We start from the raw sequence: 25,362 nt of genomic DNA on the forward strand, positions 1-25,362 counted from the left end.
GGGCCGCGATCGGAGTGGTCCAGAGCGGAGCGGTCGATGGCGTCGGGCGATCTGGAGATCCCGCTCCTCCTCGGGCCGTCGCCGCGCGGCTCGGTCCGCGCCGGGCTCGCCGAGGCGCTGCGCCAGGCGGTGCTGGACGGGCGCTACCGGGCGGGCGATCCGATCCCGTCGAGCCGCGTGCTCGCCGAGCGGCTCGGCGTCTCGCGGGGCTCCGTCGTCGCCGCGGTGGATCAGCTGGTGGGGGAGGGCTACCTCGTCGCCCACCCGCGCGCAGCGGTGACGGTCGCCTCCGACGGACTGCTGGCGCCGGCGCCGCAGGAGCCGCGGCCGGAGTCCCGGGAGACCGTCGTCCCGCCCGCCGCGGCGGACCTGAGGCCGGGCCGGCCGGACACCCGCGCCCTCGACACCCCGGAGTGGCGGGCCGCCTGGCGCCTGGCGCTCGCCTCGCCGCCCTCGGCGCCTCCTCGGGGTTCCGGGGACCCGGCCCTGCGGGAGCGGATCGCCGAGCAGCTGAGCCGGTCCCGCGGAGTCGACGTGCAGGCGTCGGACGTGGTGGTGACCAGCGGTACCGCGGGCGCCGTCGCGCTCCTGGTCCGCGCCGCCTCGGCCTCGCTCGGACGCGAGGTGCGCGTCGCCGTCGAGGACCCCGGCTACCCGGCCGTCCGGCGCCGCCTGCGCGCCGACGGGCACGAGGTCGTCGGCGTCCCGGTGCGCGGCGACGGCATCGACCTCGACGCTCTCGCGAGCTCCGGCGCGGACGTGGTCGTCGTGACTCCGTCGCACCAGTACCCGACCGGCGGCAGGCTCGCCCTCGCCGAGCGCCTGGAGCTGGTGCGCCGCGCGTCGGCCGGCCCCCTGCTCGTGGTGGAGGACGACTACGACAGCGAGTTCCGCTACGTCGGCGCCCCGCTGCCCGCGCTCGCCTCGCTCGACTCCGGCGGCGGAGTCGCCCATGTCGGGTCGTTCTCGAAGACCGTCTCGCCGTGGCTCCGCATCGCCTACCTGGCCGTTCCGCGGGCGTCCTGGCTGCGCGCGGCGCTGGCGGGCCTCGACGACGAGAAGGACGCCTCCGCCTCGGGTCCGACGCAGGCGGCGCTCGCGCAGTTCATGGCGAGCGGGGCGTTCCGGAGGCATCTCACGCGCTCGAGACGGCGCTACGCCCACCGCCGTGAGCTGGTCCACGCATTCGGGGAGTCGGTGCCGTGGGGGCGCGCGAGCGGACTCGACGGGGGTCTGCACGTCGTCCTCTCCCTGCCCGCGCCTCTGGACGCGCACGCCGTCGCGGCCGCGCTGCTTCGGGAGGGACTGCTCGTCGCCACTCTGCACGAGTACGCCCTGTCGGGACGGGCTGCGACCGAGGCGCTGGTCCTCGGCTACGGCCATGTCGGCGACCTCGAGCTCGCTGCGGCGCTGGACCTCGTCGACCGGACCGTCCGCGCGCTCGCCGCCGGGGCCGTCCGTGGTATCCCTGGAGGATGACCCGCGACTCCGCCCTGCACATCACCGACGATCCCGATGCCGACGCGCTGCTCAGCCGCGACCCGCTGGCGCTGCTGATCGGGATGCTCCTCGACCAGCAGGTCGCGATGGAGACGGCCTTCTCCGGGCCCCGCAAGATCGAGGAGCGCCTCGAGGCGGAGGGCGCCTCCTTCGACGCCGCGTCGATCGCGGGCTTCGACGAGGACGCGTTCTCGGAGCTCTGCCGGACTCCGCCCGCGATCCACCGCTACCCGGCGAGCATGGCGGGGCGCGTGCAGGTCCTCTGCCGCGCTCTGGTCGACGACTGGGACGGCGACGCCGCGGCGGTCTGGACGCGCGACGAGCCCGACGGCCGCACGGTCCTCGCGCGTCTGAAGGCGCTGCCCGGCTTCGGCGAGCAGAAGGCGCGGATCTTCCTCGCCCTGCTCGGCAAGCAGCGCGGATTCTCGGGGGAGGGCTGGCGCTCGGCCGCGGGCGCCTACGGAGAGGAGGGCGCCTTCCGCTCGGTCGCCGACATCGTCTCTCCGGAGTCGCTGACGAAGGTCCGCGCCACCAAGCAGGCCGCGAAGGCCGCCGCCAAGGCGGAGAAGTAGGGCCGGGGGCGGCGGCCGGATGGATCGAGCGCTCGACGACGGTCCCGGTCGCCGTCTCCGCAGTCGCAGGCCGAGCAGCCCGACCCGATGATCCCCGCCGCCACCGCCCGGCTGCGCTTCCGCGAGATGACCGCCGAGGACCTCCCCGACATGGCGGACCTGCTCGGCGACCCGGTCGTGATGCGGTACTACCCCGCGCCGAAGGACCGCGAGCAGGCAGCCGCCTGGATCGAGTGGAACCGGCGCAACTACCGCGAGCACGGCTTCGGGCTGTGGATCGTCGAGACCCTCGACGGCGAGTTCGTCGGCGACTGCGGGTTGACCTGGCAGCGCGTCGACGGCGGGATCGAGCTCGAGGTCGGCTACCACGTGCGGGCCGGGCTGCACGGCCGCGGCTACGCCACCGAGGCGGCTGCGGCCTGCCGCGACCTCGCGCTCGCCCACCGCCTCGCGGGACGACTCGTGGCGCTCGTGCACCCGGACAACGCCGCCTCGAGGCGCGTCGCCGAGAAGACCGGCCTCCGCGTGATCGCCGAGGACCGCGACGGCGGCGGACTCGTCCGCACCGTGCTCGGGATGCCGCTCGTCGGGCCCGGGCGCCGGCCTCGGGAACGCTGACCGAACGCCTCCGACGGCTCCGGACCACAGCGCGCGGCCCGCGCCGAGCAGGATGGTCTGAGCTAGATCCGGTCCTCCAGCGCCGCGATCAGCGCCGCGCGGTCCTCACGGAGGATCGAGGCCCCGCCCCCCGGCACGGTCCGCACCTCGACGCCGCGGCCGGCGAGGACGCCGCTCAGCGAGCCGTGGCCCAGCGGGTCCTCCGGCATCACGGCGAGCGTCGGCACGGGGAACGTCTCGGGGGCCTCGGCCGCACCCCGTGCCGTGAGCCCGCCGGCGGAGTCCTGCTCCCAGAGCGCGTGGGCCGACACGTCGAGCTCGATCTGCTCGTCCGTCCAGATCGGGTGGTGGTGGCGGAGGGAGCCGGCGTCGCCCTTCTCGACGTGCGCGACCGAGCCGCCGCGGTGGAGCGCGCTCGTCAGTCCGCGGGCGTCCGAGAACGCGGGGTCGAGCAGGACGAGCCGGTCGGCGCCGTACTCCGGGGCGAGCCGGGCGGCGACGACGGCGCCGAGGCCGTGGCCGATGACGAGATCGGGGGTCTGCAGCACCGAGGCGCGGACGTCCGACGCCCAGCGCTCCGGCGAGTACACGGGCGACGCCGGCGAGCCGCCGTGACCGGCGAGATCGGGGGCCACCACGCGGTAGCCGTGCTCGTGCAGCGTCGGGACCAGGGCGTACCAGATCCGGGAGTCGGAGCCGAGGCCGTGGAGGAGGAGCGCCGTCCGCTCGCCCGTCCCGCCGTAGTCGCGGACGAACAGCGCAAGCGGCTCGGCCGGCGCGGCGGCCAGCGCCTTCCGCTCGGCGCGGGTCGGCTCGAGCACGAGGGTGTTGCCGAACGCCTGCGGTGCCGGCCCGAACGCGTCGCGCGCGCTCTGGATCACCTTGCGGCCCAGCATCGCGTTGCCGACGCCGCCCAGTGCCGCTCCGATCCCGAACGGCATCGCCCGGCCGACCAGGCCCGCGCCCTGCTGGGCGAGGAAGTGCTTGGCGAAGGACTTCTTCGCGCGGTCCGCCAGCTCGCCCACGAGGAAGGACGGCAGGCCCTTCGTGACCACCGAGCCCCAGTACTGGTTGAGGCCGCTGCCCCCGCCGACGGCCTGCCCGGCCACCTGGCGCACCATCTCGCTGCCGGAGGAGCCCATCATCAGCGTGAGCACGAGGGCCCGCGCGCGGTCCGGGTCCTCGAGCGGGATCCCGTGCACCTCCGTCACCGACTGCGCGAAGAGCGCGCTCGCCTCCAGGAACCCTGCGGCTCCCGCGCCGGAGAGAGCCACCGAGGCGGCCGTGCCGATGCCGGGAACGACGGCGGTCGCCCCGATCGCCGCGCCTCCCGCGGCCACGCTCGAGAGGTACTGCCGCTCGAGCGACGTGATGATCTGCTCCGGAGTCGCCCCGGGACGGCGGCGCCGCAGCAGGCGGATGTTCGCCAGCACGGCCGGGCGCTGCACCGCGAGGAGCCGGTCGAGCAGCTTCGCCAGCTGCGCGTTCTCGGAGCCGTCGGCCTGCTCCACCTCGCCGGCCCTCTCCACGGCGCGCTCGCGCTTGCGGTCCTTCTGGGCCATGTCGTGCACTCCTGCGTCCTCGGGCGCCGCGTGCGGGAGGGGTCAGTCGTCGGAGACGGTGCCCTGGACGGGCGGGCCCTCGGCCGGCGCCGTGCTGCTCCGCGGTGTCGGCGCGTAGTCCTCAGCGTAACGCGCGAGCACCTCCTCGATCGGCGCGTCCAGCACCAGGCGGCCCTTGTCCAGGTAGAGGCCGCGCGTGCAGAAGCGGCGGAGGTCGCGCTCGTTGTGCGAGACGAAGAAGAGGGTGCGGCCGGAGGCGAGCAGCTCCTCGATCCGCGCGTAGCACTTCTCGCGGAACGCCCTGTCGCCGACCGCGAGCACCTCGTCCACCAGGATGATCGGCTCCTCGAGCCGCGACACGACGGAGAAGGCGATCCGCACCTTCATCCCGCTCGAGAGGTGTTTGTAGGGGGTGTCGAGGAAGTCGCCGATCTCGGCGAACTCGATGATCGAGTCGAAGCGCGCGTCGACCTCGCGCTTGGACATCCCGTGGAGACCCGCGGTCAGGTAGACGTTCTCGCGGACGCTCAGGTCGGCCACGAAGCCGCCGGTGATCTCGATGAGCGGAGCGACGCCACCGCGCACCTCCACCGCGCCCTCGTCCGGAAGCACCACGCCGGCGACGAGCTTGAGCAGCGTCGACTTGCCCTGACCGTTCCGGCCGACGACGCCGATGGCCTCGCCCGCCCGCACCTGCACGTCGAGCCCGCGCAGCGCCCAGAACTCGCCGGGCCGCGAGCGGCGGGAGCGGCCGGCGAAGAGGTCCTTGAAGGAGCGGCGGCCCCGCCGGTTGCGGCGGAAGCGGATACCGAGGCCGCGGCACTCGATGACCACGGGGGCGTCGGTCATCACAGCTCCTTCAGCACCGCGCGCTCGGAGCGGCGGAAGACGACGAGGCCCAGCACCAGCACGAGCACCGAGAGGCCCGCGGAGGCGAGGATGAGCGGGACGTCGAGCTCGCTCTCGAAGAACGCGGAGCGGTAGAGGGCGAAGATCCCGCTGAGCGGGTTGAGCGCCGCGAGCGGCCGGATCTGCTCCGGCAGGTTGGCCGTGGAGTAGATGATCGGCGACGCGTAGAAGAGGAACCGGAGCACGAGCTTCACGGCCCGCTCCAGATCGCGGAAGAACACCACGAGCGGGGCCACCAGCAGACCCACGCCGAGCGTGAGCACCGCCTGCAGCAGGATCGCCACGGGGAACAGCAGCGCCGCCCAGGTCAGGTGCGCGCCGGCGATCACGGCGAAGAGCACCAGCACCGGCAGGCTCGCCACGAACTCGATGCCCTTCGAGAGCACGATCCGCCCGACCCAGATGGTCCGCGGGATCGACGTCGACCGCACCAGCTTCGCCTCGCGGAGGAACGCGCGGGTCGCGTCGGAGGTCGCCTGGTTGAACCACATCCACGGCAGCAGGCCCGCGAGCAGGAAGACGATGTACGGGTCCTCGCCCACGGTCCGCCGGAAGACGACGGTGAAGACGAAGAAGTAGATGCCCGACATGACGAGCGGGTCGAGCACCGACCAGACGTAGCCGAGCGCGCTCGTGGCGTACCGGACGGTGAGGTCGCGCCTGGTGAGCAGCCAGAGGGAGTGGCGGTAGCGCCAGGCCCGGGAGCGCCGGTGGCGCAGGGCCGTCTCGGTCGCGAGGGTGTCGGCCGTGCTCACTGCGCGACTCCTCCCGTCGGCTCCGCTCGAGCCGGGGGAGGAGCCGGGAGCGTCAGACGAAGAGGTTCGCGCGCTCGAGGTCCTCGGCGAAGTCCACCTCGACGGCGTAGAGGTCGGAGATGTCCATCGGCTCGACGAGCAGGCGGTCCTGCTCGATCGCCAACTCTATGCCACGCTCGAAGTAGTCCTGGGCGTCGACCCGGGCGAGCTGGCGCACCAGCGCGGCCTTGTCGGAGGCGGACACGTAGTTGATCCCGACCGCCTCGCCGAGGCCGCCGCGCACCGTCTTGGAGAGCTCCTGGATGAAGCCCTCGGCGCTCGTCGTGTACTTGACCTCCTCGTCCGACACCTTCGAGGTGTTGACGGTGACGAAGGAGACGTCCTTCGCGATCAGCGCGGCCGCGCGGTCGAGGATGCGCGGGTCGAAGACGACGTCGCCGTTCATCCACAGCACGCCGCCCTGCCCGCTCGCCTGCAGCGCGCGGAGGAGGCTCTTGGAGGTGTTGGTCTGGTCGTACTGCTCGTTGTAGACGAACGTCGCCGAGGGGAAGGCCTCGATGATGTGCTCGAGCTTGTAGCCGACGACGATGCTCACCGGGACCTTCGTGCCGAAGGCGTGGTGGATGTTGTCGAACTGCTGCTGCATGATCGTGCGCCCGTCGCTGAGCGGCGTGAGCGGCTTGGGGAGGGAGCGGCCGAGCCGGCTGCCCATCCCTGCGGCGAGGATGACGACGGTGGCGGGGCTGCTGCTCGTCGAACCTGTGTGCATCATCGTGTGTTCTCCTCGAATTAACCGCTGCGTCTCGATCTGGTCGACTCCTCGGGTAGAGACCTAGTGTACAGTTCACGCCCCCCGGGGCCAGGGTGGTTGACCTCTCGCCGTGTCGCCGGGTGTCGGCGCGGGCGCCGGGGGCCCGCGGGCGAGTTGGTACCGTAGCCGGATGACGTCCGTGACGAACGCCGAGCCCGCTGAGGGTGCCGCGGATCCGGACGGCGCCTCGCCCGTCGTCTTCGAGCTGCACCAGCTGACCCGGACCTTCGGGAGGACGGTGGCGGTCGACCGCATCGACCTGGCCGTCCGCGCGGGGACCTTCTACGGGATCATCGGCCCGAACGGCGCGGGCAAGACCACCACGCTCTCGATGATGACGGGCCTCCTGCGACCCGACACCGGCCGCGTCCTCGTGCACGGCGTCGACGTCTGGAAGGACCCGTCGGCCGCGAAGCCGCTGATCGGGGTCCTGCCCGACCGCCTCCGGCTGTTCGACCGGCTCACCGGCGCCCAGTTCCTCGCCTACTCCGCCGCGCTGCGCGGCATCGACCTCGCCACGGCGAAGCAGCGCACGGTCGAGCTGGCCGAGGCGCTCGGCCTCTCCGACGCGCTGGAGCGCCTGATCTCGGACTACTCCGCGGGGATGGCGAAGAAGGTCGCCCTCGCGGCGGCGATGATCCACGCCCCGCGCGTGCTGGTCCTCGACGAGCCGTTCGAGTCGGTGGACCCGGTCTCCTCGGCCGCCGTGATCACCGTGCTGCGCCGCTTCGTCGAGGGCGGCGGCACCGTCGTCCTCTCCAGCCACGGGCTCGACTTCATCGAGCGCGTCTGCGACGACGTGGCCGTGATCGTCGGCGGGCGCGTGCTCGCCTCCGGGACGGTCGCGGAGGTCGCCGGCACCGCGACGCTGGAGGAGCGCTTCCTCGAGCTCGCGGGCGGCAAGCAGATCGCCGAGGGGCTGCAGTGGCTGCACGACTTCTCCGGCTGAGGATCGACGTCCTCCTGGGCGCGTTCCGCTCCGGGCCCGCGCGCTCGGCCGGCGCCGTCCTGGGCGTGCTCGTGGTCGTCGCGGTGACGGCACTGCTGATCGCGGCGATCGGTGCTCTGCGCTCCTCGGACGCGGCGGCGGGCGCTCTCGTGACCGCCGGCGGACTCGTCTCCGTCGGCTTCCTGGTACTGCCCTTCCTGCTCGGCCCGCTCGACCCGATGGATCCGCGCGCGTTCCGCCTCTTCGGCCTTCCGCCGCTCCGCCTCGCCGGGGCGCTCGCCCTGGCCGGCCTCGTCTCGGTCCCCACGCTCGCTCTGCTGGTGGTCGGGCTCGCGAGCGCGCCGCTCGTCCCGGGCGCAGGCGCCTTCGCCGTGGTCGGCCCGCTCCTCGCGGTGGCGACGGCCTCGCTGTTCGCGCGGATCGGCCTCGCCGCCTCCGCCGCACTCGTCCCCTCCCGGACCGCCCGCGAGCTGCTGGCCGTCCTCGGCCTGCTGCTGATGCTCGGCGGTCCCGCCGCCCTCGGTGCCGCCGCGCTGGTCGACACGGGGGACACCCGGGTGCTCGAGCGCTGGGGTGCGGCGATGGGGGCCACTCCGTTCGGTGCGGCGTGGATGATCGCCCCGGCCGCCCGGACCGGCGACGCGCTCGGCCCGCTCCTGCTGGCCCTGGCGACGCTCGTCGCGGCGGGCGCGCTCTGGTGGCTCGTCGTCCGCCTGCTGACGGAGCGGCCCGAGCGCATGCACCGGCCGCCGCGCGGCCTCCGGCTGGGCTGGTTCGACGTCCTCGGCTCGACCCGGACCGGCGCGATCGCGGCGCGCAGCATCACCTACTGGCTCCGGGATCCGCGCTACCAGGCGTCGCTCGTCGCCGTGCCGGTGCTGCCGGTCGCGGCCCTGCTGCTGCTCGCGGTCGTCGGCGTCCCCTTCCCGCTGCTCTCGCTGCTCCCGGTCCCGCTGATCGCGCTGTTCCTCGGCTGGTTCCTGCACAACGACGTCGCCTACGACGGATCGGCGTTCTGGCTCCACGTGGCCGCGGGCGTCCGCGGCTGGTCGGACCGGCTCGGCCGCGCCTTCCCGACACTCCTGCTCGGCGTGCCGGTCGTCGTGCTCGGCTCGCTGATCAGCAGCGCGACCTCGGGGCTCCCCGATGCGCTGCCCGTCGTGCTCGCGGTGAACACCTGCCTCCTGCTCGTCCCCGCCGGCGTCGCCAGCGCCGTCTCGGCACGGCTCGCCTATCCGGCTCCGCGCCCGGGCGACAGCGCGTTCACGCAGCCCCAGGCCCCCGGAGCCAGTGGCGCCGGTCCGCAGTCCCTCGCGTTCGGCCTGGGGCTGCTCCTCTCGGCTCCGGCCGTGGTGCTCGGCGTCCGGGCACTGTTCGTCGACCCGGAGGCGGCGGGCGACGCCGTGCTCGTCGGCTTCGGCAGCGCCGTGGTCGTCTTCGCCCTCGGCGTGCTCCTCGGCGGCCGGCTGTTCGAGCGCCGCGCGACCGAGCTGGTCGCGTTCACCAGCCGCTACTAGCGCCGCCCGATCCGGAGCGCACGGCCGCGGGCCCGGGCTCCGCGCGTAGGATCGTCGGCATGATTCCGCGCGTCCAGAACAGCAGCACCGACCCCCTCGAGGGAGGCGGAGGAACCGCCACGCTCGACCGCGAGCTCGAGGAGCTCCTCAACCAGGAGTCCATCGAGCCGGGCGACCACGAGCGCTTCTCCCACTACGTGCCGAAGGACAAGATCCTCGAGAGCGCCATCACCGGCAAGCCGGTCCGCGCGCTCTGCGGCAAGAAGTGGCTCCCGGGCCGCGACCCGGAGAAGTTCCCGGTGTGCCCGGCCTGCAAGGAGATCTACGCGAAGATGAAGTGATTCCCGCCCCGCTCACTCGTAGCGGGTCGGGATGACGGGCTCGCCGCGGCCGAGCCGGAGCGCGTCGATCGGCAGCTCGAGGACCGCGTTCGCGTGGTGCGCGCGGGCTGCCGCCACTCCCTCGATGCCGAGGTGCTCGGGACGGATCGTCCCGTCCTCGATCAGGGGGACGAGCAGCGCCCGCTCGCCCTCGCCGACGGCGCCCTCGGGGCCGGCGCCCACGTGCACGACCTCGGCCTCGGCGACCCCGTCGTCCGAGAGCAGACGGCCGGCGGCCTTCCGCCCGCCGATCGACGCCTTCGAGACCGACTTCTTCGCCACCGCGACCCACTCGCCCGCGTCGTCCTCGTGCGCGACCAGCTTGTAGACCATGCCCGCCGTCGGGTGGCCCGAGCCCGTCGCCACCGAGGTGCCGACGCCGTAGGAGTCGACCGGTGAGGCCGCGAGCGCGGCGATCCCGTACTCGTCGAGGTCGTTGGTGACGGTGATGCGCGTGCCGGTCGCGCCGAGCGCGTCCAGCTGCTGCCGGACGGCGGCCACCTGCTGGGGGAGGTCGCCGGAGTCGATGCGCACGGCGCCGAGGCCGGTGCCGGCGACGCGGACCGCCAGGTCGACGGCGGCTGTCACGTCGTAGGTGTCTACCAGGAGGGTCGTGCCGGGGCCGAGCGCGGCGACCTGCGCGCGGAACGCCTCCTCCTCCGAGTCGTGGAGGAGGGTGAAGGAGTGCGCGGAGGTGCCCATCGTGGGCACGCCGAAGCTGCGGCCCGCCTCCAGGTTCGAGGAGGCGCCGAATCCGGCGATGTACGCGGCGCGAGCCGCGGCGACGGCGGACCGCTCTCCGGCGCGGCGCGAGCCCATCTCGGCGAGCGGTCGCCCGTCGGCGGCCGAGACCATCCGCGCGGCAGCGCTCGCCACGGCGCTGTCGTGGTTGAGGACGCTGAGCACCAGGGTCTCCAGCAGCACGCCGTCGGCGAAGGGCGCCTCGACGATGAGCACGGGGGAGCCCGGGAGGTAGACCTCGCCCTCGCGGTAGCCCCAGACGTCGCCCCGGAAGCGGTAGTCGGCGAGCCAGTCCAGCGTGCGGGAGTCGACGATGCGGTTCTCGCGGAGCCAGGACAGCTCGTCGTCGCCGAAGCGGAAGCGCGAGATCAGCTCGAGGAGCCGGCCGGTGCCCGCGAGCACGCCGTAGCGGCGTCCGGGCGGGAGGCTCCGGGCGAACACCTCGAACATGCAGCGGCGGTCGGCGGTGCCGCTGCCGAGGGCGCCCTCGACCATCGTGAGCTCGTACCGGTCGGTGAGGAAGGCCGTGGAGTCCATCCGCTCAGTGTTCCACGGCCGCCCCCGCGCGGCCCAGGCGCGGGTGCCGGGGCTTGCGCACGCCGCCGGGCCCGGGAACGGCGTGCGGCCGGAACCGGGCCGCAGGGCGCGGGTAGGCTGTTCCTCCGTGACGGACGCACCGCTGGGCATCTTCGACTCCGGAGTCGGCGGGCTCACCGTCGCCCGCTCCGTGATCGACCAGCTGCAGAACGAGTCGATCGTCTACCTCGGCGACACCGCGCACTCGCCCTACGGGCCCAAGCCGCTCGCCGACGTCCGCGCCTACGCCCTCGACACCCTCGACACCCTGGTCGACCAGGGCGCCAAGCTGCTCGTCATCGCCTGCAACACCGCCTCGGCCGCGATGATGCGCGACGCCCGCGAGCGCTACACGCTCGGCCGCGGCATCCCGGTGATCGAGGTCATCCAGCCCGCCGTCCGCAGCGCTGTCCGCGACACCCGCAACCGCCGCGTCGGGGTGATCGGCACGGTCGGGACGATCCGCTCCCGCGCCTACGACGACGCCTTCGTCGCCGCGCCCGACCTGCAGCTGTTCACCGCCGCCTGCCCGCGCTTCGTCGAGTTCGTCGAGGCGGGCGTCACCTGGAGCGACGAGCTGCTCGCGGTGGCGGAGGAGTACCTCGCGCCGCTCAAGGCCGCGGGGGTCGACACGCTCGTCCTCGGCTGCACCCACTACCCGCTGCTGCGCGGTGCCATCGCGTACGTGATGGGGCCGGACGTCCGCCTCGTCTCGAGCGCCGAGGAGACCGCGCTCGACGTCTACCGGACCCTCGTGGCGCACGGCCTGCAGCGCACCTCCGCCGCGCCTCCGACCTACCGGTGGGAGGAGACGGGCTCGAGCGACTTCGTCCGCCTCGCCCGCCGCTTCCTCGGTCCGGAGGTCTCGAGCGTCGACCTCGTCGAGACCGGCACCATCAACCTGCGCGAGCTCGATCGGGCCGCGCTCCCGCACGATCGAGGGAGACCCGAGTGACCGACAGCACCGCATCGAAGGCCGCGCGCAAGGACGGGCGGGCGCCCGACGAGCTGCGCACCGTGACGATCGAGCGCGGCTGGAGCACCCAGGCGGAGGGCTCCGCGCTCGTCTCGTTCGGGAACACCAGGGTGCTCTGCACCGCCTCCTTCACGAACGGCGTGCCGCGCTGGCTGCAGGGCAAGGGCAAGGGCTGGGTCACCGCCGAGTACGCGATGCTGCCCCGCTCCACCAACTCCCGCATGGACCGCGAGTCGGTCAAGGGGAAGGTCGGCGGGCGCACGCACGAGATCTCGCGGCTGATCGGCCGGAGCCTCCGCGCGGTGGTCGACACGAAGGCGCTCGGCGAGAACACCCTCGTGATCGACTGCGACGTCCTCCAGGCCGACGGCGGCACCCGCACCGCGGCGATCACCGGCGCCTACGTGGCGATGGCCGACGCGATCGAGTGGGCGCGCGGCAAGAAGTACGTGGGGCAGAAGGCGCAGCCGCTGATCGACAGCCTCTCGGCCGTGTCCGTCGGCATCATCGACGGCGTGCCGATGCTCGACCTGGCCTACGTCGAGGACGTGCGCGCCGAGACCGACATGAACGTCGTCGTCACCGGACGCGGCCTGTTCGTCGAGGTGCAGGGCACCGCCGAGGGGGCCCCGTTCGACCGCCGCGAGCTCGACGCCCTGCTCGACCTCGCGGTCGCCGGTGCCTCCGACCTCGCCCGCATCCAGGCCGAAGCGCTCGCCGCGGAGCCCGGAGCGTGAGCCTGGACCTCGTCCTCGCCACGCACAACGCGGGCAAGGTGGAGGAGTTCCGCGCCATGCTGGCCGGCGCGCTCCCCGGAGTCGGCGTCCGCGCCTACGACGGACCCGAGCCCGTCGAGGACGGCGTGAGCTTCGCCGAGAACGCGCTGATCAAAGCGCGCGCGGCGGCGGCGCACACCGGCCTCGTGGCGCTCGCGGACGACTCCGGGATCTGCGTCGACGTCCTCGGCGGCGCGCCGGGCATCTTCTCGGCCCGCTGGTCGGGACGCGCGCACGACGCGACGGCCAACCTCGAGCTCCTCCTGGCGCAGCTGCACGACGTGAAGGCGGAGCACCGCGGTGCGCACTTCAGCTGCACCATCGCCCTCGTGGTGCCGGACTCCGTGCTCCCCGGCGGTCAGGAGACGGTGGTCGAGGGCCGCTGGGACGGCGCGATCGCGACCGCGCCGCGCGGTGCGAACGGCCACGGCTACGACCCGGTGTTCGTCCCCGAGGCCGGGGCGCTCACGGCGGCCGAGCTCGCTCCCGAGCAGAAGAACGCCCGGAGCCACCGCGCCCGCGCCTTCACCGCGCTGCGCGCCGAGCTCGCCGCCCTGTCCGCCCGGCTCTGACCCCGGCGGGATGCCACTCCGGTGCACGCCTGTCGGCGTGCCGCGTGCCGGAGTGGCGTCCCCCGGAGGCGGAGGTCAGGACTTCGGGTGCTTGTCGTCCAGGGTGTCGGCGTCGAGCACGTAGGCGGCCGACTCGGTCGAGTCGGTCTCGGGGTCGGCGGCGAGCTTCGCCTTGCGCTGCTGCTGGAAGAAGTGGAACAGCGTCGGCACCAGCGCGAGCACGACCGCGCCGATCAGGATCACGTCGATGTAGTGCGAGACGAAGTCGGCGACCGGCGGGATGAAGGCGAGCAGCCACCCGATCAGGGTGACCCCGCTGCCCCAGATCAGGGCGCCGATGAGGTTGTAGAGGCTGTACTTGCGGTAGTTCATGTGAGCCACGCCGGCCGCGATCGGCGCGAAGGTGCGGACGATCGGCACGAAGCGCGCGAGGATCACGGCGAGGCCGCCGAAGCGCTCGAAGAACGCGTTGGTCCGCTTCACGTTCTCGATGCTGAAGAAGCCGGACTCCTTGCGCTCGAAGATGCGCGGGCCGGCCTTGTGCCCGATCAGGTAGCCGACCTCGCCGCCGACGAAGGCCGAGAACCCGACGGCCAGGCAGATGAGCCAGATCGGGACGCCGAGGCCGCCGTTCGACGCGTTCTCGTGCGCCAGCAGGCCCGTGATGATCAGCAGCGTGTCGCCCGGGAAGAGGAAGCCGATCAGCAGTCCGGTCTCGGCGAACACGATGAGGCAGACCACGAGCACGCCCCAGGGGCCGAACGAGGTCAGGATCGTCTCCGGATCGAGCCAGGGGACGAGGGCGGCGTGGTTCAACGGATCTCCAGTCGACGGGGGCCGGTGGCCGGTCGGCGGTCACGCGAGCGCGCTCAGCGTACCGGCCGATCCCGTGCGGAAGGAGGGACTCGAACCCTCACGCCTCTCGGCACAGGAACCTAAATCCTGCGTGTCTGCCATTCCACCACTCCCGCGTGCGGGCTCCAGTGTAGGAGGAGGGCTCCGCGCCTCAGCCGCGGGGAGCCGCCCGGGGGAGGTACCGCGGGATCCAGCGGGCGAGCGCCCCCGCTCCGCCCAGACCGAGCACCCCCATCACGACGGCGGCGAAGGGGAGGGAGATCAGGGCGGTGAGCGCCGACACGACGATCGGGGCGGCGGCGTTGCCCGCGTCGCCGGTGAAGCGGAACGCGCCGAGGAACGGGGCCGGATCGGCCGGGGGCGCGAGATCGGCGCCGATGGTCATCAGGATCCCGGAGCCGATGCCGTTCGCGGCCGCGAGCACGCAGGCCACGGCGACGAACCAGGGCACCGGATCGAGGGCGAGCACCGAGGCGGCGAGGGCGAGGTGGCCGAGCCCGAGGCCGATCATCGAGGGGATCGCGGTGGCGCCCCGGCCGAAGCGGTCCATCAGCTGGCCGCCGGCGTAGAAGAGGGCGAAGTCGAGCGCGCCGGCGATGCCGATGATGATCGCGGTGTCGGTCTCGGCGAGCCCGATGCTCACCGCCCAGAGGGGGAGGATCAGCGTCCGGCTCGCCCGCAGCGCCCCGATCACGGCGGCGCCGGTCCCCATCCGAGCGAGGACCCCGCGGTGCTCGCGCAGCGTCCCGAGCAGCGACTGCGGCGACTCCGGGACGGTCGCCGACGCCTCCGCGGCGACCACGTCCTCCGGAGCGGCGCGGTCGGCCGCGGCCTGCGCCCGCCGCAGCACCGTCGCGGGGTCGGGCACGAGCAGCAGGACCACGACCGCCGCCACGCAGCAGACGATGTGCACCCAGAAGACGGACTCGACGGAGCCGGTGAGGTGCACCACCCCGGCCGCCAGGAACGGGCCGATCAGCCAGCCGGCGCGGAACGCCCCGGCGAGGGCGCTGAGCGCGCGGGCGCGGTGCGTGATCGGGACGAACGACGTCATGAACGCGTGCCGCGCCAGCGCGAAGACCGCGGTCGCGAGGCCGATCACGAAGACGCCGATCGTCAGCCCGACCCATGACGTCGAGAGCAGGCACACCACGAGCCCGAGGATCGACGCGGCCGAGGCTCCGAGCATCGCGCCGCGCTCGCCGATCCGGGAGACGATCCAGCCGCTGGGGATGTCGCCCGCCAGCTCGCCGATCATGATCATCCCCGCCACGAGGCCCGCCAGGGCCAGCGTCGCGCCGAGGTCGCCGGCCGCGGCCGGCAGGAGGGGGATGATCGCCCCCTCGCCGATGGAGAAGAGGAGGGTGGGGAGGAAGGTCGACAGCAGCAGCGGCCCGACGGGGAAGGGGCGCGGAGCGGTGCTGGTCACCGTCCCCAGGGTACGCCCGGGCCGGAGGGCGGCCCCCGGCCCCCGGTAGTCTGGACGCACCATGCTGGACAACGACTTCACCGAGCAGATCACTGCTCTCCGCTCCACCTTCGCCGACATCCGCGCCGTCATCGACGTGGACGGCCTTCGCTCGAAGATCGCCGAGCTCAGCGAGCAGGCCGGCGCCCCCGACCTGTGGGACGACACGGCCAACGCTCAGAAGGTGACCAGCGCCCTCAGCCACCGCCAGTCCGAGCTCGCGCGGATCACCGCGATCGACCGGCGGCTGGACGACCTCGAGGTGCTCGTCGAGATGGCGAACGAGGCCGAGGACGCCGAGTCCGAGCAGGAGGCGATCGCCGAGCTCTCCTCCCTCCAGAAGGTCATGGGCGAGCTCGAGGTGCAGACCCTGCTCGACGGCGAGTACGACGACCGCCCCGCGGTGGTCACCATCCGCGCGGGCGCGGGCGGCGTCGACGCCTCCGACTTCGCCGAGATGCTGATGCGGATGTACCTCCGCTGGGCCGAGAAGCACAAGTACGCGGCGACCGTCATGGACGCCAGCTACGCGGAGGAGGCGGGCATCAAGTCGGCCACCTTCCAGATCGACGCCCCCTACGCCTTCGGCACGCTCTCGGTCGAGGCCGGCACCCACCGCCTCGTGCGGATGAGCCCCTTCGGCGCCGCGGGCAAGCGCCAGACCTCCTTCGCCGCCGTCGAGGTCATCCCGCTGATGGAGGAGGCCGGGGCGATCGAGATCCCGGACAACGACATCCGCGTGGACGTCTTCCGCTCCTCCGGTCCCGGCGGCCAGTCGGTGAACACCACCGACTCCGCGGTGCGCCTCACCCACCTGCCCACCGGCACCGTCGTGTCGATGCAGAACGAGAAGAGCCAGATCCAGAACCGGGCCGCGGCGATGCGCGTGCTCCAGTCGCGGCTCCTGCTGCTGCAGAAGGAGCAGGAGGCGGCCACCAAGAAGGAGCTCGCCGGCACCATCACCGCGAGCTGGGGCGACCAGATGCGCAGCTACGTCCTCGCTCCGTACCAGATGGTGAAGGACCTGCGCACCGACCACGAGGTCGGCAACCCCTCGCACGTGTTCGACGGCGATCTGGACGGCTTCATCGCCGCCGGGATCCGCTGGCGGAAGTCCTCCTAGCGCGGCTCGGGCGCGTCCCCACCGACGCGCCGCGCGCCCCCTCGGCGGACTCTTCGGGATCGTCGCTTACCCTCGTACCGACATGATTCGCTTCGACAACGTCTCCAAGCAGTATCGGGGCGGCACGAGACCCGCCCTCAACGCCATCGATCTCGAGATCCTCCGGGGCGAGTTCGTCTTCCTCGTCGGCGCCTCCGGCTCCGGCAAGTCGAGCTGCCTCCGCCTGATCCTCAAGGAGGAGCGCCCCTCCTCCGGGTCGATCCACGTGCTCGGGCAGAACCTCGGCAAGATCTCGAGCCGCAAGGTCCCGTACTTCCGCCGCAACATGGGCGTCGTGTTCCAGGACTTCCGGCTGCTGCCGAACAAGTCGGTCTTCGACAACGTCGCGTTCAGCCTCCAGGTGATCGGCAAGTCGAAGGGCTACATCCAGGAGGCCGTCCCGGACACGCTCAAGATGGTGGGCCTCGCGGGCAAGGCGTCGCGCCTGCCCCACGAGCTCTCCGGCGGCGAGCAGCAGCGCGTGGCGATCGCCCGCGCCGTCGTCAACAAGCCGGCCGTCCTGCTGGCCGACGAGCCCACGGGCAACCTCGACCCGACCACGAGCGCCGGCATCATGGCGCTGCTCGAGCGGATCAACGCGGGCGGCACGACCGTGATCATGGCGACCCACGAGGCCGGCATCGTCGACCAGATGAAGCGCCGCGTCATCGAGCTCTCGGCAGGCAGCATCGTCCGCGACGAGAGCCAGGGCGGCTACGGCCAGACCGAGAGCATCACCGTCGTCCACGACGGCGTCGTGGTCGTGGCGGCCGACGACCACGCGGTCGCCGAGCAGCCCGCGCCCCCGGCGATCATCGACAGCGAGCTCGCGCCCGCCGAGGTCCCCGAGATCGACCTGCGCCAGGAGGCCCCGGCCCCGCCGCCCGAGCCGGCCCGCCTCTCGCAGACCGCCGCCCAGCCCCGCGTCCCCGAGGGCCGCCGCTCCGCCGCCGTCGAGCCGGAGCCGGCCGCCGAGCCCGCCGCCGCCCCGCGCGTCGTCGAGCTGCAGAGCCAGACCGGTCCGATCTTCCTCCCCGCCGACACCGGCGCCCTGCCCGAGGAGTCGCTCGCCGCGCGCCTCGGCCTCCGCGCCCACACGGGCGAGGGCGACGAGACCGGCGACGACCAGCAGAACGTAGGACCCGTCAAGTGAGATTCGCACTGATCTGGTCGGAGGTCGCCAGCGGCCTCCGGCGCAACGTCTCCATGGTCGTCTCGGTGATCCTGGTGACCTTCATCTCCCTCACCTTCGTCGGCACGGCGATCCTGCTCCAGATGCAGATCGGCCAGATGAAGAACTTCTGGTACGACAAGGCGCAGGTCGCGGTGTACATGTGCACCGCCACCTCCGGCGGCTCGAACTGCAGCGGCTCCGACGCCACCGCCGAGCAGATCGACGCGGTGCAGGGCCAGCTCGAGGGCGCCACGCTCGCGCCGTACATCGACCGCTCCTACTTCGAGGACCACGACCAGGCCTACGCGAACTTCCAGGAGCAGTTCGCGGGCAACCCGGTCGCCGAGTACGTCACTCCCGACCTGCTCAACCAGACCTTCTGGATCAACCTGAAGGACCCGACCCAGTCGGACGTCATCGTGGAGAGCCTGTCGAGCGTCTCGGGAGTCGAGAGCGTCACCGACCAGCGGCAGTACCTCGACCAGATCTTCTCGATCCTCAACGCGGCGAGCTACACGGCGATCGGCATCGCCGTCCTGATGCTCGTCGCGGCCGTGCTGCTCATCGCCACCACGATCCGCCTCTCGGCGTTCTCGCGGAGACGGGAGCTGGGCATCATGCGGCTCGTGGGGGCCTCGAACCGGTTCATCCAGACCCCGTTCATCCTCGAGGGGGTCTTCGCCGCGCTGGTCGGCTCGATCCTCGCGGGAGTCGCGGTGGTCGCCATCGTGCAGGTCTTCGTGCAGGGGTTCCTGGCGTACCGGATCCCGCTGACCTCCTTCGTGGGACTCGACGACGCTCTGATCGTCGTGCCGATCCTGATCGTGGTCGGCATCGTCCTGGCCGCCGTCTCGGCGAACGTCGCGATCGCGCGGTACCTGCGGGTCTGATCCCGGACCGGACGTATACTGGTGGGCTGTCCCGTTCGGGGCGGCCCACCGGTGCATCGCCCCGACGATGCCCGCCCCCTTCATCCGCTCGCGACCCGAGGAGCAGCCGTGCCCAGAGAACAGGGACAGAAGGTCGTCGCGACCAACCGCAAGGCGCGCCACGACTACCTCATCGAGGACACCTACGAGGCGGGCCTCGTGCTCACCGGCACCGAGGTGAAGTCCCTCCGGGCCGGCCGAGCCTCGCTGGTCGACGGCTACGCGTTCGTCGACGGGGGAGAGGCGTGGCTCGACGCCGTCCACATCAACGAGTGGGCCCAGGGCACCTGGACGAACCACCCGCCGCGCCGCAAGCGCAAGCTGCTGCTGCACAAGGCGCAGATCCTCAAGATCCACAACAAGGTGAAGGAGGGCGGGTACACGCTGATCCCGCTCTCGCTGTACTTCAGCGACGGCAAGGCCAAGGTCGAGCTTGCCGTGGCCAAGGGCAAGAAGGACTACGACAAGCGCCAGGTCCTCCGAGAGCGCCAGGACCGCCGCGAGGCGGACCGTGCGATGTCGACCCGCCGCCGCCTCGGCGAGTAGGCCCCGGCGGGCACTGTCCGACGGGTGCCGCGCAAGCCTCTTCTTCGCGCCCCGTGCTTTGGGAGACTGGGGCGCGTGACCTCCCCCGAGAACAGCGCCCCCGCCGCCCTGAGCGCCGCCGACGAGAAGACGCGGTGGCGCGCCTTCGCGGTGAGCGTCGGAGTCGCGGCCATCACGATCCTCGACCTCTCGAAGGTCAACGTCGGCCTGCCGTCGATCGAGCGCTCGCTCGGAGCGGACGCGAGCCAGCTGCAGCTGATCGTCGCGGGCTACGCGCTCGCCTTCGGACTGGCGCTCGTGCCGGCCGGTCGGCTGGGCGACATCCGCTCGCGCCGCCTGCTGTTCCTCATCGGGCTGACCGCGTTCACGGTGACGAGCCTGCTCTGCGCGCTCGCGCCGTCGATCGAGCTGCTCGTCGTCGCGCGCTTCCTGCAGGGCGTCGCCGCGGGAATCCAGATGCCCCAGGTCCTCGGGCTGGTGCAGCAGATGTTCACCGGCGCCGAGCGGGCCCGGGCCTTCGGGGTCTTCGGCGCGACCATCGGCCTGTCGACCGCCTTCGGCCCGACCCTCGGCGGCCTCCTGATCGCGATCGGCGGCGAGCAGGACGGCTGGCGCCTGCTGTTCTGGATGAACATCCCGCTGGGCGTCGCCGCGCTGGTCTTCGCCTGGAAGCTCATCCCGAAGAAGCGCTCGCGGCCCGAGGGAGACCGGTCCCTCGACCCGGTCGGCCTGCTCCTGCTGGCGGTCGCGATCTTCGCGTTCATGCTGCCGTTCCTGCTGACCACGGGCTCCTCCTCGGACTCGCCCTACCGCTGGTTCTGGCTGGTCCTCGCCGCGGCCGCCGCCGCCGTCTTCGTGCGCTGGGAGGCGCACTACGCCGCGTCGGGGCGGACGCCCGTCATCGACTTCCGCATCTTCCGGACGAGCTCCTACCGCAACGGCATCCTGGTCGCGACCTCCTACTTCGCCGCGATCCCGGCGACCTTCCTCCTCACCACGCTCTTCCTCCAGCAGGGGCTCGGCCTCGAGCCGGTGTTCGCCGGCATGGTGAGCATCCCGTTCGCGCTGACCTCGGCGGTGACCGCCTGGTACGGCGGCAAGCTCGTGCAGCGCTACGGCCGCGCACTGGTGGTGCTCGGCATCGTGCTCGTGGTCATCGGCTTCACGCTCGTGCTGCTCGCCGCCGAGCTCCTCCCGGCCGAGACCGCGGCCTACGGCATGGGTGCCGCGATGCTCGTCGCCGGGGCCGGCGGCGGCTTCGTCGTGTCGCCGAATCAGACGCTCACCCTCGCCGAGATCCCGCCGACGCAGGGCGGCGTGGCGGGCTCCGTGGGCCAGCTCGGCCAGCGCGTGGGCACCGCGGTCGGCACCGCCTGCGCCTCCGCCGTCTTCTTCGCGACGCTGGCGAGCGAGCAGGGGATGGCGGAGGGGCTGGACCGCTACCACGACGCCTTCCGCAACGGCTACTTCGTCACCCTCGGGCTGATCGCGCTCGCGCTCGTGCTGGGTCTGCTCGATCTGCGCCGCCGCCGGGTGACCGCCCGCGGAGCTGAGGTAGACTAGGTCGCGTAACTCCACAGTGTGCGACGAACGACCCACTCCAGCGGCCTCCGGGCCGTAGAGTGCTCGCGGGGATGATCGGTTTCGACATTGCCTGCGAAACTGCGAGAAGCGGGTCGAGGATCCAGGGTCATCTCGTCAACGATCCCTGGAAAACACAGGTGCCGAACAGAAGCGCACCGACTTCGCTCTCGCTGCCTAAGCCAGAGTAGATAGTCCGTCAGCCCGTGGGTGCGTCCTCGCCCCGGATCCTGGCGTCATCTAGAGGACTTGCTGCGTCGTTACGCCTGAGGGCGACGCGGGACTCGCACTCGGGCTGGGCCCGTCGACCGATGCGCCGATGGTAACGGTCGGGGCCGAGCAGAACGCTCTCATCGGCTACACCCGTAGAAGGCGCAGAATCACAGCGATGGACGGGGGTTCGATTCCCCCCATCTCCACCACCGGTCGTCGTCGCACACTGGGAGCTCCGCTCCGCCGCCCTCACGACGGTCGCACGTCGAGCTGTCTGATCCGGCCGTAGAGGGTGAGCATCGCCAGCCGGTCGTCGTCGTCGTGCGCCGGGCCGGCGAGAGCCTGCGGCGGAGCCCAGTCCCGGTAGAGCACGCCCGGCGCCAGCACGGCGACGGCGGTGCCGGCCGGGTAGTGGGCGCTGCGGTCCACCGGCAGCTCGGCGAACGCGTCGGGCAGGAGCCGGTGCAGCACCTCCAGCAGAGGACGGAGGCGTACTGCTCGCGCCTCGTGCACGGAGAGGGTCACGGCGTTCATCGCGGCGAGCGCGGCCACCAGGTGCTCGGCGGCGGCGTCGTCGTCGCACCGCTCGGTGACCAGCAGCGAGACCACACCGCGCGGCTTCAGCCAGCCGAGCGTGGCGGCCTCGGCGTCGCCGTCCACCGAGACGACGCGGTCGGAGGCGTGGGCGTAGTCGTGCAGGAGCCGCGACCAGACGTCGCCCGGGCCGGGCCCGTCGACCTGCGCGACCGCCTCCGCCGCGGCGAGCAGGGAGCTCTGCCGGTGGAGCCTCGGGAACAGGCTGTCCGCCGGTCCCCAGTGCTGCTCGGCCGTGCGCGAGCGCTCGGGGGGTTCCTGGTCGTGCCGGTCCTGCATGTCGACTCCTGAGCCGCCGGTCTCCGCGCCCCCTCGCGCCTGCCGGTCGTCCCTTCACCCTGCGCTCCGACGGAGCACGTGTCAATGAGCCGAACGGGGGTCGATCGGAGCCGTGGTCAGCGAGCGGAGCCGAAGAGGCTGCCGGTGGTGGAGTCGTCGGCCGGATCGAGGACCGCGCAGACGATCGTGCGGTCCCCGTGGCGCCAGCCGACCTCGGAGGGGACGAGCGAGCGGTACTCGAGGGCGGAGTCGCCGTAGGCGATCCCCATCACGGCGCCGAACTCCGGCTCGCAGCCCGCCTCGGCCTGGGCGAGCAGCGTGTTGCGGCTGGTGTAGCGGTCTCCGGGCTGCGCGAACGTGTGGAAGACCTCCAGTGCGTGCTCCTCGGCGCACGGGACGACGTCCACGTCGGCGATGCGGTCGTCGCCCGGGTCGGCCAGGCAGTCGCCGCGCCGCAGCGAGAACACGTCGGTGACGCCGGCGGTCGCCACCGTGCCGCCCTCGTCACGCACGGCCTCCGGGCCGTCCGGCCCGACGACGGAGGAGCAGCCCGAGAGGAGCAGGAGGAGCGCCGCCGAGGCGAGCGCGGCCGTCCGGCTCCTCATCGCGGCGCCACGATCGCGAGCACCTCGTCGTGCAGCAGGCCGTTGGTGGCGACGGCGCTGCCGTGCCACGGCCCGTCCTCCCCGTCGGCGGAGGTGAAGCGGCCGCCCGCCTCCTGCACGATCGGCACCAGGGCCGCCAGGTCGTAGGGCTTCACGTCGAACTCGCCCGCACCGTCGAGGAGACCCTCGGCGACGAGCATGTAGGGCCACGCGTCCCCGTACGCCCGGTCGCGCCAGACGGCGCCGGCGAGCTCGAGCAGCTGCGGGAGACGGCCCGCGCCCTCCCACTGCTGGATGCTGTTGTAGCTGAAGGTCGCCGAGGCGAGCGTGTCGATCCCCGAGACGCGCAGCGGTCGCGGCTCGGCCCCGGCCTCCAGCTCGACGGCCCAGGCGCCGGAGCCCTCGGCCGCCCACCAGCGCGTGCCGAGAGCGGGAGCGGAGACGACTCCGACGACGGGGACGCCGTCGACCGCGAGCGCGATCAGGGTCGCCCAGATCGGGACGCCGCGGAGGAAGTGGGCGGTGCCGTCGATCGGGTCGAGGATCCACTGCCGCGAGGCCTCGCCCGAGGTGCCGAACTCCTCGCCGAGGATCGCGTCGTCCGGACGCTCGGCGGCGAGCAGCGCGCGGATCGCCTCCTCGACGGCGCGGTCGGCGTCGGTGACCGGGGTGCGGTCGAGCTTCGTGTCCACGACGAGGTCGAGCGCGCCGAACCGCTCCCGCGAGATCGCATCGGCCGCGTCCGCCAGGCGGAGGGCGAGTCGGAGGTCGTCGTCGAAGCTCTGGTCACTGCTCTGCGGGGTCACGCGACCACGATACCGGTGGGTCCCGCGGAGCCTCCGATCGCTGCCGCGGGCGTTCCGTCGCACTCGATTTGACGAGACGGGGGGAGACGCTGGTAATGTGATCCCTCGGTTCGGCACGCACGATCAGCCGGCCGGAACGCACCTCTAGCTCAATCGGCAGAGCAACTGACTCTTAATCAGTGGGTTCTCGGTTCAAGTCCGAGGGGGTGCACCACCAACCCCGCACCTCCTCGTGAGGTGCGGGGTTTCGTCGTTCCCGGTCCGAGTCCGTTCCCGACCTCCTCGGAGCGCCCGCGGGGGGAGCGCCGGCCCGTGCTCACTCGCTGGAGGGTGCGGCGGTCGACGGGTCGAGCAGCGGCAGGACTCCGCGGAAGCCGGCGCTCGTGGAGCCGATCCCGACGTCGAGCGCGTCTAAGGCCCGGGCCTGGTCGTCTGCGGCGGCGGTCAGGCTCAGGGTGATGCCCGTCCGCATGAAGGTCCGGGCGACGGTGCTCCAGGCGAGGTCGACGTCTCCGTCCGCCGACGCTAACAGGCGCCTGAGCATCCGCACGGTGTCCGGCGCAGAATGCGGACCGACCCCCGTTCGCGTGGCAGGATCTCCGTTCGCTTCCGTTTCCCCTCCAGAAAGGACCGATGTGCCCGAAGACGTCCTCCCCGTGATCGGCTCGATCGCGCTCGCCGTGGTGATCGCGGTCGTGATCGCCGTGGTCGCGACCGCCGTCGTCGCCCTCGTGCTGCGCTCGGTCGGCAAGCGCAAGACCTGGGCGCGCCTGCTGATCCGGCGTCTGCGCATCCCGTTCCGCGTGCTGCTGATGACCATCGCGGTCTGGGCCGCGCTCGCCGCCACCGTGTCGGGCGACCCCTGGCCGGGTCTCGTGCAGCGGGTGTTCCAGATCGCCACGATCGGCGCGGCGGCGTGGGTGATCGGCTCCCTGTTCGTGTTCCTCGAGGACCTGGGCGCCGAGCGCTACCGGACCGACACGGCCGACAACCGCCGGGCACGCCGCCTCCGCACGCAGATGACGATCATCCGGAGGGTCGCCGTGGCGGCCGTCGTGGTCGTCGCGATCGGCGCCTCGCTGCTGACCTTCCCCGAGGCCCGCACGGCCGGTGCGAGCCTCCTGGCCTCGGCCGGCGTGCTCTCGATCGTGGCGGGCCTGGCCGCGCAGTCGAGCCTCACGAACATCTTCGCCGGGATGCAGCTCGCCTTCAGCGACGCCATCCGCCTGGACGACGTGGTGATCGTCGAGACCGAGTGGGGGCGGATCGAGGAGATCACGCTGACCTACGTCGTCGTCCACCTCTGGGACGACCGCCGCCTGGTGCTGCCCACGAACTACTTCACGACCCAGCCGTTCCAGAACTGGACCCGCACCGGGTCCGAGCTGCTCGGCGCCGTCGAGCTCGACCTGGACTGGCGGGTCAGCCCCGAGCAGATGCGCGAGGAGCTGCACCGCATGCTCGAGGAGACCGACCTCTGGGACCGGCGCACCAGCGTGCTGCAGGTGACGGACGCGACGGGCGGCTTCGTCCGGATCCGGGTGCTCGTCACCGCGAAGGACGCGCCGACGCTCTTCGACCTGCGCTGCTACGTGCGCGAGCGGCTCGTCTCGTGGCTGCACGAGAACGACCCCGTCGCCCTGCCGCGTCAGCGCGTCGAGATGGAGCGGGAGCCCGCTCCCGCCGCGACCCCGCGCCGGCACGGGTCCTCCGCCCCGGACAACCTGTTCTCGGGCGACGAGCGCTCGAACGAGCGGGGGGCGATGTTCACGGGTCTCATCGACCTGCGGGACACCCCGAAGCGGGACACCCCGAAGCGGGACACCCCGAAGCGGGACACCGCGAAGCGGGAGCTGCCGCCGAGGGACTGACTCCTGCGAGGACGCCGCTCCCACGGCCGCACCCGGGGTGCGCGCGGCGAGCGGCGTCCCGCAGG

Annotated in this window: 26 protein-coding genes, 2 tRNA genes and 1 other RNA gene; 17 read left to right on the forward strand and 12 right to left on the reverse strand. The window is 72.6% G+C overall.

Going from position 1 to position 25,362, the window contains the following annotated elements; translation table 11 throughout:
- Window positions 1-36: 36 nt before the first annotated feature.
- From C5C25_RS06560 to C5C25_RS06570, 3 genes are all read left to right on the forward strand, one after another.
- Window positions 37-1,479 carry a PLP-dependent aminotransferase family protein gene (locus C5C25_RS06560; RefSeq protein WP_181132753.1) on the forward strand — a complete coding sequence of 481 codons (1,443 nt, stop codon included), beginning with the start codon at window positions 37-39 and terminating at the stop codon, window positions 1,477-1,479.
- On the forward strand, window positions 1,476-2,072 hold the full coding sequence (locus C5C25_RS06565) for an HhH-GPD-type base excision DNA repair protein (RefSeq protein WP_104223574.1): 597 nt from the start codon (window positions 1,476-1,478) through the stop codon (window positions 2,070-2,072). The genes C5C25_RS06560 and C5C25_RS06565 overlap by 4 nt, the downstream gene beginning before the upstream one ends.
- An 87-nt stretch (window positions 2,073-2,159) precedes the next feature.
- The gene (locus tag C5C25_RS06570; RefSeq protein ID WP_104226961.1) at window positions 2,160-2,690 is read left to right on the forward strand and encodes a GNAT family N-acetyltransferase; all 531 of its coding nucleotides are present in this window, start codon (window positions 2,160-2,162) and stop codon (window positions 2,688-2,690) included.
- 62 nt (window positions 2,691-2,752) lie between these two features.
- Here C5C25_RS06570 and C5C25_RS06575 read toward each other — a convergent pair whose 3' ends face one another.
- The 4 genes from C5C25_RS06575 to C5C25_RS06590 are packed head-to-tail and all read right to left on the reverse strand — an operon-like array spanning window position 2,753 to window position 6,685.
- Window positions 2,753-4,252: an alpha/beta hydrolase gene (locus C5C25_RS06575; RefSeq protein ID WP_104250129.1), complete on the reverse strand. Its 1,500-nt coding sequence runs from the start codon at window positions 4,250-4,252 to the stop codon at window positions 2,753-2,755.
- Between the two features lie 42 nt (window positions 4,253-4,294).
- Window positions 4,295-5,101, reverse strand: a complete 807-nt coding sequence (locus C5C25_RS06580) for an ABC transporter ATP-binding protein (protein WP_104250130.1) — start codon at window positions 5,099-5,101, stop codon at window positions 4,295-4,297.
- Window positions 5,101-5,916 (reverse strand): ABC transporter permease, encoded by an 816-nt coding sequence (locus C5C25_RS06585; RefSeq protein ID WP_374953521.1) that lies wholly within the window; start codon window positions 5,914-5,916, stop codon window positions 5,101-5,103. Before C5C25_RS06585 ends, C5C25_RS06580 begins: the two co-directional genes overlap by 1 nt.
- 52 nt (window positions 5,917-5,968) lie before the next feature.
- Window positions 5,969-6,685 (reverse strand): NTP transferase domain-containing protein, encoded by a 717-nt coding sequence (locus tag C5C25_RS06590; protein ID WP_104226983.1) that lies wholly within the window; start codon window positions 6,683-6,685, stop codon window positions 5,969-5,971.
- Window positions 6,686-6,857: 172 nt separating this feature from the next.
- Here C5C25_RS06590 and C5C25_RS06595 point away from each other — a divergent pair, with 172 nt between their 5' ends.
- Genes C5C25_RS06595 through C5C25_RS06605 form a run of 3 tightly spaced genes read left to right on the forward strand, consistent with a single transcriptional unit; the run spans window position 6,858 to window position 9,534 of the window.
- Window positions 6,858-7,676: an ABC transporter ATP-binding protein gene (locus tag C5C25_RS06595; protein WP_104223570.1), complete on the forward strand. Its 819-nt coding sequence runs from the start codon at window positions 6,858-6,860 to the stop codon at window positions 7,674-7,676.
- Entirely contained in the window at window positions 7,652-9,193 is a 1,542-nt protein-coding gene (locus C5C25_RS06600; RefSeq protein ID WP_104250131.1) for an ABC transporter permease, read from the forward strand. The genes C5C25_RS06595 and C5C25_RS06600 overlap by 25 nt, the downstream gene beginning before the upstream one ends.
- Before the next feature lie 59 nt (window positions 9,194-9,252).
- Complete coding sequence (locus tag C5C25_RS06605) at window positions 9,253-9,534, forward strand: DUF3039 domain-containing protein (protein WP_104223568.1); 282 nt, start codon at window positions 9,253-9,255, stop codon at window positions 9,532-9,534.
- Between the two features lie 12 nt (window positions 9,535-9,546).
- Here the strand turns inward: C5C25_RS06605 and C5C25_RS06610 are convergent, their stop codons facing one another.
- Window positions 9,547-10,851 (reverse strand): nicotinate phosphoribosyltransferase, encoded by a 1,305-nt coding sequence (locus C5C25_RS06610; protein WP_104250132.1) that lies wholly within the window; start codon window positions 10,849-10,851, stop codon window positions 9,547-9,549.
- A gap of 127 nt (window positions 10,852-10,978) precedes the next feature.
- Between C5C25_RS06610 and murI the strand changes: the two genes are divergently transcribed.
- The 3 genes from murI to rdgB are packed head-to-tail and all read left to right on the forward strand — an operon-like array spanning window position 10,979 to window position 13,214.
- Complete coding sequence (gene murI, locus C5C25_RS06615; protein ID WP_104223566.1) at window positions 10,979-11,845, forward strand: glutamate racemase; 867 nt, start codon at window positions 10,979-10,981, stop codon at window positions 11,843-11,845.
- A complete protein-coding gene (gene rph, locus C5C25_RS06620; protein WP_104233199.1) occupies window positions 11,842-12,603 on the forward strand; it encodes a ribonuclease PH in 762 nt (253 codons plus the stop codon). The genes murI and rph overlap by 4 nt, the downstream gene beginning before the upstream one ends.
- Complete coding sequence (rdgB, locus tag C5C25_RS06625) at window positions 12,600-13,214, forward strand: RdgB/HAM1 family non-canonical purine NTP pyrophosphatase (protein WP_104223564.1); 615 nt, start codon at window positions 12,600-12,602, stop codon at window positions 13,212-13,214. Before rph ends, rdgB begins: the two co-directional genes overlap by 4 nt.
- A gap of 75 nt (window positions 13,215-13,289) precedes the next feature.
- Here rdgB and C5C25_RS06630 read toward each other — a convergent pair whose 3' ends face one another.
- The 3 genes from C5C25_RS06630 to C5C25_RS06640 form a co-directional block, all read right to left on the reverse strand.
- A complete protein-coding gene (locus C5C25_RS06630) occupies window positions 13,290-14,030 on the reverse strand; it encodes a DedA family protein (protein WP_104238166.1) in 741 nt (246 codons plus the stop codon).
- Window positions 14,031-14,104: 74 nt separating this feature from the next.
- Window positions 14,105-14,185 (reverse strand) — tRNA-Leu (locus tag C5C25_RS06635).
- Window positions 14,186-14,220: 35 nt separating this feature from the next.
- Window positions 14,221-15,498, reverse strand: coding sequence for an MFS transporter (locus C5C25_RS06640; protein WP_258069356.1), 1,278 nt, complete (start codon window positions 15,496-15,498; stop codon window positions 14,221-14,223).
- A gap of 61 nt (window positions 15,499-15,559) precedes the next feature.
- On the opposite strand from C5C25_RS06640, the gene prfB reads away from it, so the two are divergent.
- The 6 genes from prfB to ssrA all read left to right on the forward strand — a co-directional run bounded on the left by prfB (window position 15,560) and on the right by ssrA (window position 21,351).
- Window positions 15,560-16,660, forward strand: a complete 1,101-nt coding sequence (prfB, locus tag C5C25_RS06645; RefSeq protein ID WP_104226967.1) for a peptide chain release factor 2 — start codon at window positions 15,560-15,562, stop codon at window positions 16,658-16,660.
- An 82-nt stretch (window positions 16,661-16,742) separates the two neighbouring features.
- Complete coding sequence (gene ftsE, locus C5C25_RS06650; RefSeq protein ID WP_104250134.1) at window positions 16,743-17,852, forward strand: cell division ATP-binding protein FtsE; 1,110 nt, start codon at window positions 16,743-16,745, stop codon at window positions 17,850-17,852.
- Entirely contained in the window at window positions 17,849-18,763 is a 915-nt protein-coding gene (ftsX, locus tag C5C25_RS06655; protein WP_104223559.1) for a permease-like cell division protein FtsX, read from the forward strand. Before ftsE ends, ftsX begins: the two co-directional genes overlap by 4 nt.
- Before the next feature lie 108 nt (window positions 18,764-18,871).
- Window positions 18,872-19,348 (forward strand): SsrA-binding protein SmpB, encoded by a 477-nt coding sequence (smpB, locus tag C5C25_RS06660; protein ID WP_104223558.1) that lies wholly within the window; start codon window positions 18,872-18,874, stop codon window positions 19,346-19,348.
- Window positions 19,349-19,423: 75 nt separating this feature from the next.
- Window positions 19,424-20,911: an MFS transporter gene (locus C5C25_RS06665; RefSeq protein WP_104250135.1), complete on the forward strand. Its 1,488-nt coding sequence runs from the start codon at window positions 19,424-19,426 to the stop codon at window positions 20,909-20,911.
- Between the two features lie 67 nt (window positions 20,912-20,978).
- Window positions 20,979-21,351: a transfer-messenger RNA gene (gene ssrA, locus C5C25_RS06670) on the forward strand.
- A 40-nt stretch (window positions 21,352-21,391) separates the two neighbouring features.
- On the opposite strand, the gene C5C25_RS06675 is transcribed toward ssrA, so the two are convergent.
- From C5C25_RS06675 to C5C25_RS06685, 3 genes are all read right to left on the reverse strand, one after another.
- On the reverse strand, window positions 21,392-22,015 hold the full coding sequence (locus C5C25_RS06675; RefSeq protein WP_104250136.1) for a hypothetical protein: 624 nt from the start codon (window positions 22,013-22,015) through the stop codon (window positions 21,392-21,394).
- 116 nt (window positions 22,016-22,131) lie between these two features.
- A complete protein-coding gene (locus tag C5C25_RS06680; RefSeq protein ID WP_104238162.1) occupies window positions 22,132-22,620 on the reverse strand; it encodes a septum formation family protein in 489 nt (162 codons plus the stop codon).
- Window positions 22,617-23,426 carry an inositol monophosphatase family protein gene (locus C5C25_RS06685; RefSeq protein ID WP_104223554.1) on the reverse strand — a complete coding sequence of 270 codons (810 nt, stop codon included), beginning with the start codon at window positions 23,424-23,426 and terminating at the stop codon, window positions 22,617-22,619. The genes C5C25_RS06680 and C5C25_RS06685 overlap by 4 nt, the downstream gene beginning before the upstream one ends.
- 138 nt (window positions 23,427-23,564) lie before the next feature.
- Between C5C25_RS06685 and C5C25_RS06690 the strand changes: the two genes are divergently transcribed.
- Window positions 23,565-23,640, forward strand: a tRNA-Lys gene (locus C5C25_RS06690).
- A 102-nt stretch (window positions 23,641-23,742) separates the two neighbouring features.
- On the opposite strand, the gene C5C25_RS16475 is transcribed toward C5C25_RS06690, so the two are convergent.
- Window positions 23,743-23,970 carry a hypothetical protein gene (locus C5C25_RS16475; protein ID WP_181133660.1) on the reverse strand — a complete coding sequence of 76 codons (228 nt, stop codon included), beginning with the start codon at window positions 23,968-23,970 and terminating at the stop codon, window positions 23,743-23,745.
- Window positions 23,971-24,061: 91 nt separating this feature from the next.
- Here C5C25_RS16475 and C5C25_RS06695 point away from each other — a divergent pair, with 91 nt between their 5' ends.
- Window positions 24,062-25,297, forward strand: a complete 1,236-nt coding sequence (locus C5C25_RS06695; protein ID WP_258069357.1) for a mechanosensitive ion channel family protein — start codon at window positions 24,062-24,064, stop codon at window positions 25,295-25,297.
- Window positions 25,298-25,362 lie beyond the last annotated feature (65 nt).

It is taken from the genome of Rathayibacter sp. AY2B9 (assembly GCF_002931595.1).
Lineage (GTDB): Bacteria > Actinomycetota > Actinomycetes > Actinomycetales > Microbacteriaceae > Rathayibacter.